Here is a 16,928-nt window from a genome sequence, read left to right as displayed (position 1 = left end):
CGAATCGAGACAATTTGTCGAGGTTGGATGAGCGGGGAGGTCGGGGCCTTGCCTTGACTGGGGGCAAGATCCTCTTTAGACTCTTGTACCCCTAAATTTGGCGGGAATTCGTTCCTGCCATTTTGCTTTTCTTGCAAGACAATAGCGTCGCAAGACAACAGTGGAGCTAGTAGATGGCAACTATCAACCAGCTGGTACGTCAGCCGCGTAAGCGTATCGTCGAGAAATCCGACGTGCCTGCGCTGCAGAACTGCCCGCAACGTCGTGGCGTATGCACCCGTGTGTATACCACCACGCCGAAAAAACCTAACTCGGCACTGCGTAAAGTATGCCGTGTGCGTCTGACCAACGGTTTCGAGGTTTCCTCGTACATCGGCGGTGAAGGCCACAACCTGCAAGAGCACAGCGTGGTACTGATCCGCGGCGGTCGTGTAAAAGACTTGCCAGGTGTTCGTTACCACACCGTACGCGGTTCTTTGGATACTTCCGGCGTTAAAGGTCGTAACCAGGGTCGTTCGAAGTACGGTACCAAGAAGCCTAAGTAGTAGTGGCTTTTTGTAAAAACCGATTTTCTATTTTTCTGAGTCGATAAGAGTAAGGTCGGAGGCGTCCCGAAAGGGCACCGATTCCGAGCGAACCTGAAGACCGTTTGAGGGCTTATCCATGCCAAGAAGACGCGTAGCAGCCAAGCGCGAAGTGCTTGACGATCCAAAATACGGCAGCCAGATCCTGGCCAAGTTCATGAACCACGTGATGGAAAGCGGCAAGAAAGCCGTTGCCGAGCGTATCGTTTATGGCGCGCTGGAAAAGGTTAAAGAACGCAAGAACAGCGACCCCCTGGAAATCTTCGAGAAAGCTCTCGACGCCATCGCTCCGCTGGTCGAAGTGAAGTCGCGCCGTGTAGGCGGTGCTACTTACCAGGTTCCGGTTGAAGTTCGTCCGTCCCGTCGTAATGCTCTGGCAATGCGCTGGTTGGTAGACTTCGCCCGCAAGCGCGGCGAGAAGTCTATGGCTCTGCGTTTGGCCGGCGAACTGCTGGACGCTGCCGAAGGCAAAGGTGCTGCAGTTAAGAAGCGTGAAGACGTGCACCGTATGGCTGAAGCCAACAAGGCTTTCTCGCACTACCGCTTCTAATTTTAGCGTCACTAATTTTGCGAGGGCTTTATGGCTCGTACTACACCGATTAACCGCTACCGTAACATTGGTATCGTCGCTCACGTGGATGCTGGTAAAACCACCACCACCGAGCGCGTCCTTTTTTACACTGGCAAAAGTCACAAAATGGGCGAGGTGCATGACGGCGCCGCGACCACAGACTGGATGGTTCAGGAGCAGGAGCGTGGTATTACCATTACTTCTGCTGCCATTACCGCCTTCTGGCAGGGTTCCGAGAAGCAGCACAAGGACCAATACCGCTTCAACGTCATCGACACCCCGGGCCACGTTGACTTCACTATTGAAGTTGAACGTTCCCTGCGTGTTCTCGACGGCGCGGTCGTTGTGTTCTGCGGCACCTCGGGTGTTGAGCCTCAGTCGGAAACCGTATGGCGTCAAGCCAACAAGTACGGCGTTCCACGTCTTGTTTACGTAAACAAGATGGACCGTGCTGGTGCCAACTTCCTGCGCGTGATCGGTCAGATCAAGCAGCGTCTGGGTCACACTCCGGTGCCGATCCAGTTGGCCATCGGTTCCGAAGACAACTTCCAGGGTCAGATCGATCTGATGGCCATGGAAGCTGTTTACTGGAACGATGCTGACAAAGGCATGGTTCCAGTTCGCAAGCCTATCCCTGCTGAACTGCAGGAACTGGCTGACGAGTGGCGCGGCAACATGGTTGAGGCTGCGGCCGAAGCCAGCGAAGAGCTGATGAACAAGTACCTCGAAGGTGAAGAACTCACCAACGCGGAAATCAAGGCCGCTCTGCGTCAGCGTACTATCGCTGGTGAGATCGTCCTGGCTGTTTGCGGTTCTTCCTTCAAGAACAAGGGCGTTCCCCTGGTTCTCGACGCCGTGATCGACTACCTGCCGGCTCCTTCCGACATTCCTGCCATCAAGGGTACTGACCCGGATGACGAGACCAAGGAAATGGAGCGTCATGCAGACGACAGCGAACCGTTCTCGGCGCTGGCGTTCAAGATCGCTACCGACCCATTCGTGGGTACCTTGACCTTCGTCCGCGTTTACTCGGGCGTGTTGGCCTCCGGCGACGGCGTGATCAACTCGGTCAAAGGCAAGAAAGAGCGCGTGGGTCGTATGGTGCAAATGCACGCAAACGCCCGTGAAGAAATCAAGGAAGTACGCGCTGGTGACATCGCGGCCTTGATCGGCATGAAGGACGTCACCACTGGTGAGACTTTGTGCAACGCTGACAAGCCAATCATCCTGGTTCGCATGGACTTCCCGGAGCCGGTTATTTCGGTTGCCGTAGAGCCTAAGACCAAGGATGACCAGGAAAAAATGGGTATCGCTCTGGGCAAGCTTGCTCAGGAAGACCCGTCTTTCCGCGTCAAGACTGATGAAGAGACTGGTCAAACGATCATCTCTGGCATGGGCGAGTTGCACCTGGACATCCTGGTTGACCGGATGCGCCGTGAGTTCAACGTCGAAGCCAACATCGGTAAGCCTCAAGTTTCGTACCGTGAGCGCATCACGAAGAGCTGCGAAATTGAAGGCAAGTTCGTTCGCCAGTCCGGCGGTCGTGGCCAGTTCGGTCATTGCTGGATTCGCTTTGCTCCTGCTGACGAAGGTCAGGAAGGTCTGCAATTCCTGAACGAAGTAGTGGGTGGTGTAGTTCCTAAGGAATACATCCCGGCTATCCAGAAGGGTATCGAAGAGCAGATGAAGAACGGTGTTGTTGCCGGCTATCCGCTGATCGGCCTGAAGGCTACCGTGTTTGATGGTTCCTACCACGACGTCGACTCGAACGAGATGGCGTTTAAGGTGGCTGCTTCCATGGCGACCAAGCAACTGGCCCAGAAGGGCGGTGGTGAGTTGCTTGAGCCGATCATGGCGGTAGAGGTGGTTACGCCTGAAGACTATATGGGTGACGTGATGGGCGACCTTAACCGTCGTCGCGGCATGATCCTGGGTATGGAAGACACGGTCTCCGGCAAAGTGATTCGCGCCGAAGTTCCGCTGGGTGAGATGTTCGGTTATGCGACCGACGTCCGTTCCATGTCCCAAGGTCGCGCAAGCTACTCTATGGAATTCAAAAAATACAATACAGCTCCGTCGCACATCGTCGAAACTGTTACCAAAAAACAAGGCTGATTCAGCCCCTTTAGGCTAGGAGTTAATTGTCGTGGCTAAAGAAAAATTTGTACGTGACCTCCCGCACGTTAACGTTGGCACCATCGGTCACGTTGACCATGGTAAAACCACGCTTACCGCTGCTCTGACTCGCGTCTGCTCCGAAGTTTTCGGTTCGGCCGTTGTTGCTTTCGACAAGATCGACAGCGCTCCGGAAGAAAAGGCTCGTGGTATCACCATCAACACCGCGCACGTTGAATACAACTCGCTGATCCGTCACTACGCTCACGTTGACTGCCCAGGTCACGCTGACTACGTGAAGAACATGATCACCGGTGCTGCTCAGATGGACGGCGCTATCCTGGTTTGCTCGGCCGCTGATGGTCCGATGCCGCAAACCCGTGAGCACATCCTGCTGTCCCGTCAGGTTGGCGTTCCGTACATCGTTGTCTTCCTGAACAAGGCTGACATGGTAGACGACGCTGAGCTGCTGGAACTGGTTGAGATGGAAGTGCGCGATCTGCTGAGCACTTACGACTTCCCGGGCGACGACACTCCGATCATCATCGGTTCGGCTCTGATGGCTCTGAACGGCCAAGACGACAACGAAATGGGCACCACTGCCGTTCGTAAACTGGTTGAGACTCTGGACAGCTACATTCCAGATCCAGTCCGTGTTATCGACAAGCCGTTCCTGATGCCAATCGAAGACGTATTCTCGATCTCCGGTCGCGGTACTGTTGTAACTGGCCGTATCGAGCGCGGTATCGTCAAGGTTCAGGATGCACTGGAAATCGTTGGTCTGCGTGACACTACCGTCACCACCTGCACCGGTGTTGAAATGTTCCGTAAGCTGCTCGACGAAGGTCGTGCTGGCGAGAACTGCGGCGTTCTGCTGCGTGGTACCAAGCGTGACGACGTTGAGCGTGGCCAGGTTCTGGTTAAGCCAGGTTCGGTTAAGCCGCACACCAAGTTCGAAGCTGAAGTGTACGTACTGAGCAAAGAAGAAGGCGGTCGTCACACTCCGTTCTTCAAAGGCTACCGTCCACAGTTCTACTTCCGTACTACTGACGTGACTGGTAACTGCGAACTGCCGGAAGGCGTTGAAATGGTAATGCCAGGCGACAACATCAAAATGGTTGTCACCCTGATCAAGACCATCGCAATGGAAGACGGTCTGCGTTTCGCTATCCGTGAAGGCGGTCGTACCGTCGGCGCTGGCGTCGTAGCCAAAATCATCGAGTAAGCTCTTTTTGAGCAAGCTTCGATGAGTTGAAGAAGCCCCCCGCTCAGCGGGGGGCTTTTTTATTGGGTTGACACCCATATGGGGCGTCTATAGAATTGCGCCTCCTTTTAACGGGCGTATTGCGCTCGGTGGGAATAGCAGCCGGAGTCTGAAATCCAATGCAAAATCAGCAAATCCGTATCAGGTTGAAGGCTTTTGACCATCGCCTGATCGACCAATCCACCCAGGAAATCGTGGAAACCGCGAAACGTACTGGTGCTCAAGTGCGTGGTCCAATTCCACTGCCTACCCGTAAAGAGCGGTTCACCGTTCTGGTCTCCCCGCACGTCAACAAAGACGCGCGTGACCAGTACGAGATCCGTACTCATAAGCGCGTTCTGGACATCGTCCAGCCAACGGATAAAACCGTTGATGCACTTATGAAGCTTGATCTTGCGGCCGGTGTGGAAGTGCAGATCAGCCTCGGCTAAGACTCGGTCTTAGTCGTGTAACGCTCTGAAATGGGCGGCCATAGCGGGTGAAAGCCCCGTACACTCATGAGGTTTACAACATGACTATTGGTGTAGTCGGTCGTAAATGCGGTATGACCCGTATTTTCACCGAAGAAGGTGTCTCCATTCCGGTCACGGTCATTGAGATCGAGCCGAATCGCGTCACCCAGTTCAAAACTGAAGAGACCGATGGCTATCGTGCAGTGCAAGTCACTGTAGGCGAGCGTCGTGCTTCGCGTGTTACAGCTGCGCAGGCTGGCCACTTCGCTAAAGCGAACGTTGCCGCTGGTCGTACCGTAATGGAATTCCGCCTTGAAGAAGGCGAGTACCAGGCCGGCGATCTGATCAACGCTGAAATCTTCGCCGCTGGTCAACTGGTTGATGTAACCGGTCAGTCCAAGGGTAAAGGCTTCCAGGGTACGATCAAGCGTTGGAATTTCCGCGGGCAAGATAATACCCACGGTAACTCCGTGTCCCACCGCGTTCCAGGCTCTATCGGCCAGTGCCAGACTCCTGGTCGTGTATTCAAGGGCAAAAAAATGTCCGGTCATATGGGCGCTGAGCGCGTGACCGTGCAGTCCCTCGAAGTAGTGCGCGTGGACGCTGAACGCAATCTGTTGTTGGTCAAGGGTGCTGTTCCTGGCGCTACTGGCGGCAACTTGGTTGTACGTCCAGCAGCCAAGGCTCGCGGTTAAGGGGAAGCTGACATGCAATTAAATGTAAATGACGCTCAAGCGATCGAAGTTTCCGAACTGACATTTGGCGGCGAATTCAACGAGACGCTGGTTCACCAAGCAGTCGTGGCCTACATGGCCGGCGGCCGTCAAGGTAGCAAGCAGCAAAAGACCCGTTCCGACGTTCGTGGTGGCGGTAAGCGCCCATGGCGTCAGAAAGGTACTGGCCGTGCTCGTGCCGGTACTATCCGTAGCCCAATCTGGCGTGGCGGCGGTACCACTTTCGCAGCTCGTCCTCAGGATCACACCCAGAAGCTGAACAAGAAGATGTATCGCGCAGCAATGCGTTCCATCCTTGCTGAGCTGGTGCGTACTGATCGTCTGGTTGTGGTTCAGGACTTCGCTGTTGATGCACCGAAGACCAAAGATCTGCTGAACAAACTGACCGGCATGGGCCTGACTGACGTCTTGATCGTGTCTGAAGTGGTTGATCAGAACCTGTACCTGGCTGCTCGCAACCTGCCACACGTTGATGTACGTGACGTGCAAGGTTCCGATCCAGTTAGTCTGATCGCATACGACAAGGTGTTGATCACCGTGTCGGCCGTGAAGAAATTCGAGGAGCTGCTGGGATGAACCAGGAACGCGTATTTAAAGTTCTGCTTGGCCCGCACGTTTCCGAGAAGGCTACGGTTCTGGCTGACAAGAAAGGCCAGTTCGTTTTCAAGGTTGCAACTGACGCAACCAAGCTGGAAATCAAGAAGGCCGTCGAAAGCCTGTTCAGCGTGAAAGTAGAGCGTGTTACTACCCTGAATGTTCTGGGTAAGAGCAAGCGCACTGCTCGCGGTCTGGGCAAGCGTAATGACTGGAAGAAGGCAGTTATCTCCCTTCAGCCAGGCCAAGATCTCGATTTCAGCAGCAGTGCTGAGTAAGGAAGGGGTGCATCATGGCAATCGTTAAATGCAAACCGACTTCCCCTGGCCGCCGTTTTGTGGTCAAGGTGGTCAACCAGGAGCTGCATAAAGGCGCTCCTCACGCACCGCTGCTCGAGAAAAAATCGAAGACTGGTGGTCGTAACAACAATGGTCGCATTACCACTCGTCACATCGGTGGTGGCCATAAGCAGCATTATCGTCTGGTCGATTTCCGTCGCAACGACAAAGATGGCATCGCTGCCACTGTCGAGCGTATCGAATACGATCCAAACCGTACTGCTCACATCGCTCTGCTGCTGTACGCAGATGGCGAGCGTCGCTACATCATCGCGCCTAAAGGCGTGAGTGCTGGCGACCAGCTGATCGCAGGTGCTCTGGCACCGATCAAGCCGGGCAACGCTCTGCAACTGCGTAACATTCCAGTTGGTAGCACCGTACACGGCATCGAATTGAAGCCAGGTAAAGGCGCACAGATCGCTCGTTCCGCTGGTGCTTCGGCTCAGCTGATCGCTCGTGAAGGTGTCTACGTGACCCTGCGTCTGCGTTCTGGTGAGATGCGTAAAGTGCTGGCTGAATGCCGCGCGACCCTGGGTGAAGTCTCGAACTCCGAGCACAGCCTGCGTTCGCTGGGTAAAGCTGGTGCCAAACGCTGGCGTGGCGTTCGCCCAACCGTTCGTGGTGTTGCCATGAACCCGGTTGACCACCCACATGGTGGTGGTGAAGGTCGTACCTCTGGTGGTCGTCATCCGGTATCGCCATGGGGCTTCCCGACTAAGGGCGCGAAGACTCGTGGTAATAAGCGTACCGACAAAATGATCGTCCGTCGTCGCAAGTAAATAGAGGGATACGACAGTGCCACGTTCTCTGAAAAAAGGTCCTTTTATTGATCTTCACCTACTGAAGAAGATCGAAGTGGCGGCGGAAAAGAACGATCGCAAACCAGTGAAAACCTGGTCGCGCCGTTCGATGATCCTGCCACAAATGGTCGGTTTGACCATTGCTGTGCATAACGGTCGTCAACATGTTCCAGTTCTCGTGAACGAAGACATGGTCGGCCACAAACTAGGCGAGTTTGCCGGTACCCGCACATATCGTGGGCACGTGGCAGACAAGAAAGCCAAGCGTTAAGGGGTAAGGAACGATGGAAGTAGCCGCTAAGTTGTCGGGCGCTCGAATCTCCGCCCAGAAAGCCCGCTTGGTCGCCGACCAGATCCGCGGGAAGAAGGTGGGCGAAGCGCTCAACCTGTTGGCTTTCAGCAGTAAGAAAGCCGCCGAGATCATGAAGAAAGTGCTGGAGTCGGCCGTAGCCAACGCCGAGCATAACGAAGGCGCAGACGTTGATGACCTTAAAGTCAGCACCGTTTTCGTCAACGAAGGGCGTTCGCTGAAGCGAATCATGCCACGTGCCAAAGGCCGTGCTGATCGCATCGTCAAGCGGTCTTGCCATATCACTGTCAAGGTTGCTGACAAGTAACGGAGTCGAAGAGATGGGTCAGAAAGTACATCCCATTGGCATTCGCCTGGGAATCGTCAAGGAGCACACCTCCGTCTGGTACGCAGACGGTCGGACTTATGCGGACTATTTGTTCGCTGATCTGAAGGTGCGCGAGTATCTCCAAGACAAACTAAAAAGCGCGTCCGTAAGCCGTATCGATATCCATCGTCCGGCTCAAACTGCACGTATCACCATCCACACTGCTCGTCCAGGTATCGTTATCGGGAAGAAAGGTGAAGATGTTGAGAAACTGCGTCAGGACCTGACCAAGCAAATGGGTGTGCCTGTGCACATCAATATCGAAGAGATCCGCAAGCCGGAGCTTGACGGTATGCTGGTTGCGCAGAGCGTAGCTCAGCAGCTGGAGCGTCGTGTAATGTTCCGTCGCGCTATGAAGCGCGCTGTTCAGAACGCCATGCGCATTGGTGCCAAAGGCATCAAAATCCAAGTGAGCGGTCGTCTCGGCGGTGCTGAAATCGCACGTACTGAATGGTATCGCGAAGGTCGTGTGCCACTGCACACCCTGCGTGCCGACATCGACTATGCCAACTACGAAGCTCACACCACTTACGGTGTGATCGGTGTAAAGGTTTGGATCTTCAAAGGCGAAGTAATTGGTGGTCGCCAAGAAGAACTGAAACCACAAGCACCAGCGCCTCGTAAAAAAGCTGCTAAGTAAGGGGTACGCCAAATGTTGCAACCAAAGCGTACGAAGTTCCGCAAGCAGATGACAGGCCACAACCGTGGTCTGGCTCAGCGCGGTAGCAAAGTCAGCTTCGGCGAGTTCGCGCTGAAGTCTGTAGCTCGTGGTCGTCTCACCGCTCGTCAGATCGAGTCAGCGCGTCGTGCTTTGACCCGTCACGTTAAACGTGGCGGCAAGATCTGGATCCGTGTATTCCCGGACAAGCCTATCTCCAAAAAGCCACTCGAAGTTCGGATGGGTAAAGGTAAAGGTAGCGTGGAATACTGGGTTGCCCAGATTCAGCCAGGCAAAGTCCTGTATGAAATCGAGGGTGTTACTGAAGAGCTGGCGCGTGAGGCTTTTGCCCTGGCTGCTGCAAAGCTGCCGCTCGCCACCGCCTTTGTTAAACGGACGGTGATGTGATGAAAGCGAATGAACTTCGTGAAAAAGACGCGCCGCAGCTTAACGAGCAACTGCTCGGCCTGCTGCGCGACCAGTTCAATCTGCGCATGCAGAAAGCAACTGGCCAGTTGGGGCAGTCTCACCTGCTCCGGCAAGTTAAGCGTGACATCGCTCGCGTGAAGACTGTGCTCAAACAGCAGGCAGGTAAGTAATCATGGCTGAAGCCGAAAAAACCGTCCGTACGCTGACTGGCCGTGTTGTCAGCGACAAAATGGACAAGACCATCACCGTTCTGATCGAGCGTCGCGTAAAGCACCCGATCTACGGTAAATACGTTAAGCGTTCGACTAAGCTGCACGCGCACGACGAAACCAATCAGTGCCACATCGGCGACAAAGTCACTATTCGTGAAACTCGTCCTTTGGCCAAGACCAAGTCTTGGGCGCTGGTTGATGTTCTCGAACGCGCTGTGGAAGTCTAAGGACTAGGGGTCGGAGAAATTATATGATTCAGACTCAATCCATGCTCGATGTGGCCGATAACAGCGGCGCACGCCGCGTTATGTGCATCAAGGTGCTGGGTGGCTCCCATCGTCGTTACGCTGGTATCGGTGACATCATCAAAGTTACCGTGAAGGAAGCAATTCCTCGCGGTAAAGTGAAAAAAGGCCAAGTGATGACTGCTGTTGTAGTCCGCACTCGTCACGGCGTACGTCGTGCTGATGGCTCCATTATCCGCTTTGATGGCAACGCTGCTGTTCTTCTGAACAACAAGCAAGAGCCGATCGGCACCCGTATCTTTGGGCCAGTGACCCGTGAACTTCGTACTGAGAAGTTCATGAAGATCGTCTCGCTCGCCCCAGAAGTGCTGTAAGGAGATCCGACATGCAAAAGATTCGTCGTGACGACGAGATCATCGTGATCGCCGGCAAAGACAAAGGTAAGCGCGGTAAGGTGCTTAAGGTTCTCGCTAATAACCGTCTGGTTATTGGTGGTCTGAACCTGGTCAAGCGTCATACCAAGCCTAACCCGATGTCGGGCGTGCAGGGCGGTATCGTCGAAAAAGAAGCTCCACTGGACGCTTCTAACGTCGCCATTTTCAACGGCGAAACCAACAAGGCTGATCGCGTTGGTTTCAAAGTAGAAGACGGCAAGAAAATTCGTGTCTTCAAGTCGACCCAAAAAGCGGTTGATGCTTGAACACTGCTAGGTAGATGAGACCATGGCACGACTAAAAGAGATTTACTGGAAGGAAATCGCACCGAAGCTTAAGGAAGAACTTAAGCTTTCGAACGTGATGGAAGTTCCACGCGTTACCAAAATCACCCTGAACATGGGTCTGGGCGAAGCGGTCGGTGACAAAAAAGTCATCGAGCACGCTGTTGCCGATCTGGAAAAGATCACCGGTCAGAAAGTCGTTGTGACTTACGCTCGGAAATCCATCGCTGGCTTTAAAGTCCGTGAAGGTTGGCCGATCGGCGTCAAAGTGACTCTGCGCCGTGAGCGTATGTACGAATTCCTGGATCGTCTGCTGTCGATCTCCCTGCCTCGGGTTCGCGACTTCCGCGGCCTGAATGCCAAGTCCTTCGATGGTCGTGGTAACTACAGCATGGGCGTTAAAGAGCAGATCATCTTCCCGGAAATCGACTACGACAAGATCGATGCTCTCCGCGGTCTGGACATTACCCTGACCACCACTGCCAAGAACGATGATGAAGGTCGCGCCCTGTTGCGTGCTTTCAAATTCCCGTTCCGCAACTGATTGGAGTAGGAAAATGGCCAAGATGAGCATGAAAAACCGCGAGCTGAAGCGTCAGCTCACGGTTGCCAAGTACGCCAAAAAGCGTGCAGCACTGAAAGCTATCATCGTTGATCTGAACGCAAGTCCAGAAGCACGTTGGGAAGCTACAGTCGCTCTGCAGAAGCAGCCACGTGACGCAAGCGCTTCGCGCATGCGTAACCGCTGCCGCCTGACCGGTCGTCCACACGGCGTTTACCGCAAGTTCGGCCTTGGCCGTAACAAGCTGCGTGAAGCTGCAATGCGTGGTGACGTACCTGGTCTGGTTAAAGCCAGCTGGTAAGCACTGTCAAAGTCTCGGTGTTCGGGATCGCAAGATCCTGACCGCCGGTGACCTTGAACTTGAATCAAGCCCCTTTTGGGGCTTGATTCATTTGTGGGGTGTGTCTAGAATACCCGGCTCGCCTGAGCCCGTGCTTTTTTCGCATGGATGACTCGGCGACACGTAGTAGCCGCAAGGCTAATTTTTTGTGTATTAGGAGCGTCTAGCCCATGAGTATGCAGGACCCGTTAGCGGACATGCTAACTCGAATCCGTAATGCCCAGATGGCTGAAAAGTCCGTCGTAAGCATGCCATCTTCTACTTTGAAGGTAGCTGTTGCCAAAGTCCTGAAGGACGAAGGTTACATTGCGGGTTATCAGATCAGCAGCGAAATCAAGCCACTGCTGTCTATCGAGCTGAAATATTTCGAAGGCCGTCCGGTCATCGAAGAAGTGAAGCGCGTTAGCCGTCCAGGCCTGCGTCAGTACAAGTCCGTCGATGATCTGCCGAAAGTTCGTGGCGGTCTCGGTGTGTCTATCGTCTCCACCAACAAAGGTGTGATGACGGATCGTGCTGCGCGCGCTGCCGGTGTCGGCGGCGAAGTTCTTTGCACTGTGTTCTAAGGGGGGATAAGCATGTCACGCGTCGCTAAGAACCCCGTTAAGCTGCCAGCCGGTGTCGAAGTCAAATTCGCAGGCCAACAGCTTTCGGTGAAGGGTGCCAAGGGCACTCTCGAACTGAACATCCATTCGTCCGTTGAGATTGTTGAAGAAGCCGGTGAGCTGCGTTTTGCTGCTCGCAATGGCGATCAACAGACTCGCGCAATGGCTGGTACCACTCGTGCGTTGGTAAACAACATGGTCCAAGGCGTAAGCCAAGGCTTCGAGCGCAAGCTCCAGCTGGTCGGTGTTGGTTACAAAGCGCAAGCAAAAGGCACAGTGCTGAACCTGGCTCTTGGCTTCTCGCACCCAGTGGATTATGAACTGCCGGAAGGCATCACCGCTGAGACTCCTAGCCAGACCGATATCCTGATCAAGGGCATCGATAAGCAGCTGGTAGGTCAAGTGGCCGCCGAGATCCGCGACTTCCGTCCACCAGAGCCGTACAAAGGCAAAGGTGTGCGCTACGCGGACGAAGTCGTCCGTCGTAAAGAAGCCAAGAAGAAGTAGGGCATAGCAAATGACCGACAAAAAAGTTACTCGACTGCGTCGCGCTCGCAAAGCACGCCTGAAAATGCACGAACTCGAAGTCGTGCGTCTCTGCGTGTTCCGCTCGTCGCAGCACATCTACGCCCAGGTCATTTCGGCCGACGGCAACAAAGTCCTGGCATCTGCCTCGACTTTGGATAAAGAACTGCGTGATGGCGCCACTGGCAACATCGACGCGGCCACTAAGGTTGGCCAGCTGGTCGCTACGCGTGCAAAAGCCGCTGGCGTCTCGCAGGTGGCTTTCGACCGCTCTGGCTTCAAGTACCACGGCCGCGTCAAGGCGCTGGCTGATGCTGCTCGTGAAGCTGGGCTGGAGTTCTAAGTTATGTCAAATAACGACCAAAAGCGCGACGAAGGCTACATCGAGAAGCTGGTTCAAGTTAACCGCGTAGCCAAAACCGTTAAAGGCGGCCGTATCTTCACTTTCACCGCGTTGACCGTGGTTGGTGATGGTAAAGGGCGTGTTGGCTTCGGCCGTGGCAAGTCACGTGAAGTGCCTGCTGCGATCCAGAAGGCAATGGAAGCTGCTCGCCGCAACATGATCCAAGTTGACCTGAACGGCACCACGCTGCAGTACGCAATGAAGTCCGGTCACGGCGCTTCGAAGGTGTACATGCAGCCTGCTTCTGAAGGTACCGGTATCATCGCTGGCGGCGCTATGCGTGCTGTCCTCGAGGTTGCTGGCGTTCAGAACGTTCTGGCCAAGTGCTACGGCTCGACTAACCCGGTAAACGTGGTTCACGCCACTTTCAAAGGTTTGAAGGCCATGCAGTCTCCTGAATCCATTGCCGCCAAGCGTGGCAAAAGCGTCAAGGAGATCTTCTGATCATGGCTACCGTTAAAGTTACGCTGATCAAAAGCATGACCGGCCGCATCCCTAACCACAAACTGTGCGTTAAGGGTCTGGGTCTGCGTCGCATCGGTCACACTGTAGAAGTACTTGATACTCCCGAGAATCGCGGGATGATCAACAAGGCTTACTACATGCTGCGTGTCGAGGGTTAATCGATGAAACTCAATGATCTGAGTCCAGCGCCGGGTTCCCGTCGCGAAAAGCATCGTCCGGGCCGTGGTATCGGTAGTGGTTTGGGCAAGACCGGTGGCCGTGGCCACAAAGGTCAGTCCTCCCGCTCCGGTGGCACCATCGCTCCAGGCTTTGAAGGCGGTCAACAGCCGCTGCATCGTCGCCTGCCGAAGTTCGGTTTCGTTTCCCTGAAGGCCATGGATCGCGCAGAAGTGCGTTTGTCCGAGCTGGCTAAAGTGGAAGGCGACATCGTCTCCGTGCAGTCCCTGAAAGATGCCAACGTGATCAACGTCAACGTACAGCGTGTGAAAATCATGCTGTCCGGCGAAGTTACTCGCGCTGTCACCATCGGAAAGGGAATCGGCGCCACCAAAGGTGCGCGTGCGGCTATCGAAGCAGCTGGCGGCAAGTTCGAGGAATAAATGGCTAAGCAAGGTGCTCTCTCTGCGCTCGGCAAAGGCGGTATGTCTGAACTCTGGGCTCGTCTGCGTTTTCTGTTCCTGGCGATTATCGTCTACCGAATAGGCGCACACATCCCGGTTCCAGGTATCAACCCGGACCGACTCGCGGACCTGTTTCGACAGAATGAGGGGACCATTCTTAGCTTGTTCAACATGTTTTCCGGCGGTGCGCTGGAACGGATGAGCATCTTTGCACTGGGGATCATGCCGTACATTTCGGCATCGATCATCATGCAACTGATGTCCGCCGTCAGCCCGCAACTGGAGCAGTTGAAGAAGGAAGGTGAAGCTGGTCGTCGCAAGATCGCCCAGTACACCCGCTACGGCACTGTCGTCCTCGCTCTTGTTCAGGCCATTGGCATGTCCATTGGTCTGGCGGGGCAGGGCGTATCGTTCACTGGTGACTTTGGCTTCCATTTCGTCGCGGTATCCACTTTTGTGGCTGGTGCGATGTTCATGATGTGGCTGGGTGAGCAGATTACTGAGCGTGGTGTTGGCAACGGTATCTCGATGTTGATTTTCGCAGGTATCGTCGCCGGTCTTCCGAGAGCGATCGGGCAGTCTTTCGAGTCTGCGCGTCAGGGTGATATCAACATTTTCGCCCTGGTTGCCATCGGTTTGCTGGCAGTAGCGATTATCGGTTTCGTGGTGTTCATTGAGCGTGGTCAGCGTCGTATTGCTGTTCACTACGCCAAGCGCCAGCAGGGCCGCAAGGTCTTCGCTGCGCAGACCAGCCACTTGCCGCTGAAGGTGAACATGGCCGGTGTTATTCCGGCCATTTTCGCGAGCAGCATCTTGCTGTTCCCGGCTTCGTTGGGTACCTGGTTCGGCCAGTCCGAAGGTTTGGGCTGGTTGCAGGACATCTCGCAGTCGATCGCTCCTGGTCAGCCGTTGAATATTCTGCTGTTTAGTGCAGGGATTATTTTCTTCTGCTTCTTCTATACGGCGTTGATGTTCAATCCGAAAGACGTAGCGGAAAACCTGAAGAAGTCCGGTGCCTTTATTCCGGGCATCCGTCCAGGCGAGCAGTCGGCGCGCTACATTGATGGCGTTCTGACCCGTTTGACCCTGTTCGGTGCTCTATATATGACGGCCGTGTGCCTGTTGCCCCAGTTCCTGGTGGTTGCAGCAAACGTTCCGTTCTACCTTGGCGGGACCTCGTTGCTGATCGTCGTCGTGGTTGTGATGGACTTCATGTCCCAAGTACAATCGCACCTCGTTTCGCACCAGTACGAATCCCTGATGAAGAAAGCCAACCTGAAGGGTTACGGCAGCGGCATGTTGCGCTGAGTACCCCATAAGGTTCGAGGAGTTGGTGATGAAAGTTCGTGCATCGGTGAAAAAGCTGTGCCGCAACTGCAAAATTATTCGCCGCGAAGGTGTTGTTCGAGTAATTTGCAGCGCGGAACCGCGTCACAAACAGCGCCAAGGCTGAGTGTGATCCGCTTGAAGCCCGGCAGCTAGTGCGCTGCCGGGTTGATTATTTGTTATTACAGCGATATTATCTCGCGCCCTATTTCTTGGCTTCCGGGGCGTAGGTAGCTGTCAATTGGAGTCCCACTGAATGGCCCGTATTGCAGGCGTTAACATTCCAGATAACAAGCACACTGTTATCTCGCTGACCTACATCTATGGTGTTGGTCGCACAACTGCACAGAAAATTTGTGCAGTGACTGGGGTAAACCCAGCCGCAAAGATCAAGGATCTGAGCGACGAGCAGATTGAACAGCTGCGTGGCGAAGTGGCGAAGTTCACCACTGAAGGTGACCTGCGTCGCGAAATCAACATGAAAATCAAGCGTTTGATGGACCTCGGTTGCTATCGCGGTCTGCGTCATCGTCGTGGTCTTCCAGTGCGCGGTCAGCGTACCAAGACTAACGCGCGTACCCGTAAAGGTCCGCGTAAGCCGATCCGCAAGTAATCGCCCCAGCGAATCGACAGGAAAATTATCATGGCAAAACCTGCTGCTCGTCCTCGTAAAAAAGTTAAAAAGACAGTGGTTGATGGCATCGCCCACATCCATGCTTCTTTTAACAACACAATCGTGACCATCACCGACCGTCAAGGTAACGCGCTTTCTTGGGCTACCTCCGGTGGTTCGGGTTTCCGCGGTTCCCGCAAGTCCACCCCGTTTGCTGCTCAAGTAGCTGCTGAACGTGCTGGTCAAGCTGCGCTGGAATACGGCCTGAAAAACCTCGACGTTAACGTCAAGGGTCCAGGTCCAGGTCGTGAGTCTGCTGTCCGTGCTTTGAACGGCTGTGGCTATAAGATCGCCAGCATCACCGACGTGACGCCAATCCCGCACAACGGGTGCCGTCCGCCGAAGAAGCGCCGCGTGTAATCCAGGAGATTGTAAAGAATGGCTCGTTACATTGGTCCAAAATGCAAACTCGCTCGTCGCGAAGGCACCGATCTCTTCCTGAAGAGCGGCGTGCGCGCGATCGAATCGAAGTGCAACATCGAAGCAGCACCTGGTATCCACGGCCAACGCCGCGGTCGCCAGTCCGATTACGGCACCCAACTGCGTGAAAAGCAGAAGGTCCGTCGTATCTACGGCGTTCTCGAGCGTCAATTCAGCGGCTACTACAAAGAAGCTGCTGGCAAGAAAGGTGCAACCGGCGAAAACCTGTTGCAACTGCTCGAATGCCGTCTGGACAACGTTGTATACCGTATGGGTTTTGGCTCTACTCGTGCCGAATCCCGTCAGCTGGTATCGCACAAATCCGTCAGCGTTAACGGTCAGACCGTAAACGTGCCGTCGTACCAGGTTCGTGCTGGTGACGTGGTCGCGATTCGCGAGAAAGCAAAGAACCAACTTCGCATTGTCCAAGCTCTCGATCTGTGTGCCCAACGTGGCCGCGTAGAATGGGTAGAAGTAGACACTGAGAAGAAGTCGGGCGTTTTCAAGAACGTTCCAGCTCGCAGTGATCTGTCCGCCGACATCAACGAAAGCCTGATTGTCGAGCTCTACTCCAAGTAAGGGCTAGAAAATAGGTGCATCC

30 protein-coding genes are annotated in these 16,928 nt (G+C 54.6%); all 30 read left to right on the top strand.

Annotated features, from left to right (window positions below):
• Positions 1–173: 173 nt before the first annotated feature.
• Positions 174–545: a 30S ribosomal protein S12 gene (gene rpsL / locus ACA067_RS29765; protein ID WP_002555494.1), complete on the top strand. Its 372-nt coding sequence runs from the start codon at positions 174–176 to the stop codon at positions 543–545.
• 118 nt (positions 546–663) lie between these two features.
• Positions 664–1,134 carry a 30S ribosomal protein S7 gene (rpsG, locus tag ACA067_RS29760; RefSeq protein ID WP_002555493.1) on the top strand — a complete coding sequence of 157 codons (471 nt, stop codon included), beginning with the start codon at positions 664–666 and terminating at the stop codon, positions 1,132–1,134.
• A 30-nt stretch (positions 1,135–1,164) separates the two neighbouring features.
• The gene (fusA, locus tag ACA067_RS29755; RefSeq protein WP_128872502.1) at positions 1,165–3,270 is read left to right on the top strand and encodes an elongation factor G; all 2,106 of its coding nucleotides are present in this window, start codon (positions 1,165–1,167) and stop codon (positions 3,268–3,270) included.
• A 31-nt stretch (positions 3,271–3,301) separates the two neighbouring features.
• Positions 3,302–4,495 (top strand): elongation factor Tu, encoded by a 1,194-nt coding sequence (gene tuf / locus ACA067_RS29750; RefSeq protein WP_497449149.1) that lies wholly within the window; start codon positions 3,302–3,304, stop codon positions 4,493–4,495.
• Between the two features lie 158 nt (positions 4,496–4,653).
• Entirely contained in the window at positions 4,654–4,965 is a 312-nt protein-coding gene (gene rpsJ, locus ACA067_RS29745; protein WP_003186070.1) for a 30S ribosomal protein S10, read from the top strand.
• Between the two features lie 80 nt (positions 4,966–5,045).
• Entirely contained in the window at positions 5,046–5,681 is a 636-nt protein-coding gene (gene rplC / locus ACA067_RS29740; RefSeq protein ID WP_003186059.1) for a 50S ribosomal protein L3, read from the top strand.
• 12 nt (positions 5,682–5,693) lie between these two features.
• The gene (gene rplD, locus ACA067_RS29735) at positions 5,694–6,296 is read left to right on the top strand and encodes a 50S ribosomal protein L4 (protein ID WP_007896707.1); all 603 of its coding nucleotides are present in this window, start codon (positions 5,694–5,696) and stop codon (positions 6,294–6,296) included.
• Positions 6,293–6,592 carry a 50S ribosomal protein L23 gene (gene rplW / locus ACA067_RS29730; RefSeq protein WP_002555488.1) on the top strand — a complete coding sequence of 100 codons (300 nt, stop codon included), beginning with the start codon at positions 6,293–6,295 and terminating at the stop codon, positions 6,590–6,592. Before rplD ends, rplW begins: the two co-directional genes overlap by 4 nt.
• A 14-nt stretch (positions 6,593–6,606) precedes the next feature.
• Positions 6,607–7,431, top strand: a complete 825-nt coding sequence (rplB, locus tag ACA067_RS29725) for a 50S ribosomal protein L2 (protein WP_003210080.1) — start codon at positions 6,607–6,609, stop codon at positions 7,429–7,431.
• Positions 7,432–7,447: 16 nt separating this feature from the next.
• Positions 7,448–7,723 carry a 30S ribosomal protein S19 gene (gene rpsS / locus ACA067_RS29720; protein WP_002555486.1) on the top strand — a complete coding sequence of 92 codons (276 nt, stop codon included), beginning with the start codon at positions 7,448–7,450 and terminating at the stop codon, positions 7,721–7,723.
• Positions 7,724–7,736: 13 nt separating this feature from the next.
• A complete protein-coding gene (rplV, locus tag ACA067_RS29715; protein WP_003103908.1) occupies positions 7,737–8,069 on the top strand; it encodes a 50S ribosomal protein L22 in 333 nt (110 codons plus the stop codon).
• 13 nt (positions 8,070–8,082) lie between these two features.
• On the top strand, positions 8,083–8,769 hold the full coding sequence (gene rpsC / locus ACA067_RS29710) for a 30S ribosomal protein S3 (protein WP_003176422.1): 687 nt from the start codon (positions 8,083–8,085) through the stop codon (positions 8,767–8,769).
• 12 nt (positions 8,770–8,781) lie between these two features.
• Entirely contained in the window at positions 8,782–9,195 is a 414-nt protein-coding gene (gene rplP, locus ACA067_RS29705; protein WP_008145497.1) for a 50S ribosomal protein L16, read from the top strand.
• Positions 9,195–9,386: a 50S ribosomal protein L29 gene (rpmC, locus tag ACA067_RS29700; RefSeq protein WP_008030901.1), complete on the top strand. Its 192-nt coding sequence runs from the start codon at positions 9,195–9,197 to the stop codon at positions 9,384–9,386. The genes rplP and rpmC overlap by 1 nt, the downstream gene beginning before the upstream one ends.
• A 2-nt stretch (positions 9,387–9,388) precedes the next feature.
• Entirely contained in the window at positions 9,389–9,655 is a 267-nt protein-coding gene (gene rpsQ / locus ACA067_RS29695) for a 30S ribosomal protein S17 (protein WP_003176419.1), read from the top strand.
• Between the two features lie 23 nt (positions 9,656–9,678).
• Positions 9,679–10,047 carry a 50S ribosomal protein L14 gene (rplN, locus tag ACA067_RS29690; protein ID WP_002555479.1) on the top strand — a complete coding sequence of 123 codons (369 nt, stop codon included), beginning with the start codon at positions 9,679–9,681 and terminating at the stop codon, positions 10,045–10,047.
• A gap of 11 nt (positions 10,048–10,058) precedes the next feature.
• Positions 10,059–10,373 carry a 50S ribosomal protein L24 gene (gene rplX / locus ACA067_RS29685; RefSeq protein WP_003176416.1) on the top strand — a complete coding sequence of 105 codons (315 nt, stop codon included), beginning with the start codon at positions 10,059–10,061 and terminating at the stop codon, positions 10,371–10,373.
• Between the two features lie 22 nt (positions 10,374–10,395).
• Positions 10,396–10,935, top strand: a complete 540-nt coding sequence (gene rplE / locus ACA067_RS29680) for a 50S ribosomal protein L5 (protein ID WP_003176415.1) — start codon at positions 10,396–10,398, stop codon at positions 10,933–10,935.
• Between the two features lie 13 nt (positions 10,936–10,948).
• On the top strand, positions 10,949–11,254 hold the full coding sequence (rpsN, locus tag ACA067_RS29675) for a 30S ribosomal protein S14 (RefSeq protein ID WP_003176414.1): 306 nt from the start codon (positions 10,949–10,951) through the stop codon (positions 11,252–11,254).
• A gap of 209 nt (positions 11,255–11,463) precedes the next feature.
• On the top strand, positions 11,464–11,856 hold the full coding sequence (rpsH, locus tag ACA067_RS29670) for a 30S ribosomal protein S8 (RefSeq protein WP_003186040.1): 393 nt from the start codon (positions 11,464–11,466) through the stop codon (positions 11,854–11,856).
• A 12-nt stretch (positions 11,857–11,868) separates the two neighbouring features.
• On the top strand, positions 11,869–12,402 hold the full coding sequence (rplF, locus tag ACA067_RS29665; RefSeq protein ID WP_003176412.1) for a 50S ribosomal protein L6: 534 nt from the start codon (positions 11,869–11,871) through the stop codon (positions 12,400–12,402).
• Between the two features lie 10 nt (positions 12,403–12,412).
• Positions 12,413–12,763 carry a 50S ribosomal protein L18 gene (rplR, locus tag ACA067_RS29660; RefSeq protein WP_003186037.1) on the top strand — a complete coding sequence of 117 codons (351 nt, stop codon included), beginning with the start codon at positions 12,413–12,415 and terminating at the stop codon, positions 12,761–12,763.
• A 3-nt stretch (positions 12,764–12,766) separates the two neighbouring features.
• On the top strand, positions 12,767–13,267 hold the full coding sequence (gene rpsE, locus ACA067_RS29655; protein ID WP_007943782.1) for a 30S ribosomal protein S5: 501 nt from the start codon (positions 12,767–12,769) through the stop codon (positions 13,265–13,267).
• A 2-nt stretch (positions 13,268–13,269) separates the two neighbouring features.
• Positions 13,270–13,446: a 50S ribosomal protein L30 gene (gene rpmD, locus ACA067_RS29650; protein ID WP_003186033.1), complete on the top strand. Its 177-nt coding sequence runs from the start codon at positions 13,270–13,272 to the stop codon at positions 13,444–13,446.
• A gap of 3 nt (positions 13,447–13,449) precedes the next feature.
• The gene (gene rplO, locus ACA067_RS29645; RefSeq protein ID WP_064680056.1) at positions 13,450–13,887 is read left to right on the top strand and encodes a 50S ribosomal protein L15; all 438 of its coding nucleotides are present in this window, start codon (positions 13,450–13,452) and stop codon (positions 13,885–13,887) included.
• Positions 13,888–15,216 carry a preprotein translocase subunit SecY gene (gene secY, locus ACA067_RS29640; RefSeq protein ID WP_064680055.1) on the top strand — a complete coding sequence of 443 codons (1,329 nt, stop codon included), beginning with the start codon at positions 13,888–13,890 and terminating at the stop codon, positions 15,214–15,216. It abuts the gene before it with no gap.
• 28 nt (positions 15,217–15,244) lie between these two features.
• Positions 15,245–15,361, top strand: coding sequence for a 50S ribosomal protein L36 (rpmJ, locus tag ACA067_RS29635; RefSeq protein ID WP_002555468.1), 117 nt, complete (start codon positions 15,245–15,247; stop codon positions 15,359–15,361).
• A 129-nt stretch (positions 15,362–15,490) separates the two neighbouring features.
• The gene (gene rpsM, locus ACA067_RS29630; protein WP_003186020.1) at positions 15,491–15,847 is read left to right on the top strand and encodes a 30S ribosomal protein S13; all 357 of its coding nucleotides are present in this window, start codon (positions 15,491–15,493) and stop codon (positions 15,845–15,847) included.
• Positions 15,848–15,877: 30 nt separating this feature from the next.
• The gene (gene rpsK, locus ACA067_RS29625; protein WP_002555466.1) at positions 15,878–16,267 is read left to right on the top strand and encodes a 30S ribosomal protein S11; all 390 of its coding nucleotides are present in this window, start codon (positions 15,878–15,880) and stop codon (positions 16,265–16,267) included.
• A gap of 18 nt (positions 16,268–16,285) precedes the next feature.
• Entirely contained in the window at positions 16,286–16,906 is a 621-nt protein-coding gene (gene rpsD / locus ACA067_RS29620) for a 30S ribosomal protein S4 (protein WP_003210056.1), read from the top strand.
• Positions 16,907–16,928: the final 22 nt, after the last annotated feature.

The organism is Pseudomonas sp. LBUM1674 (genome assembly GCF_059695635.1).
This window is presented reverse-complemented; position numbering and strand designations above follow the sequence as displayed.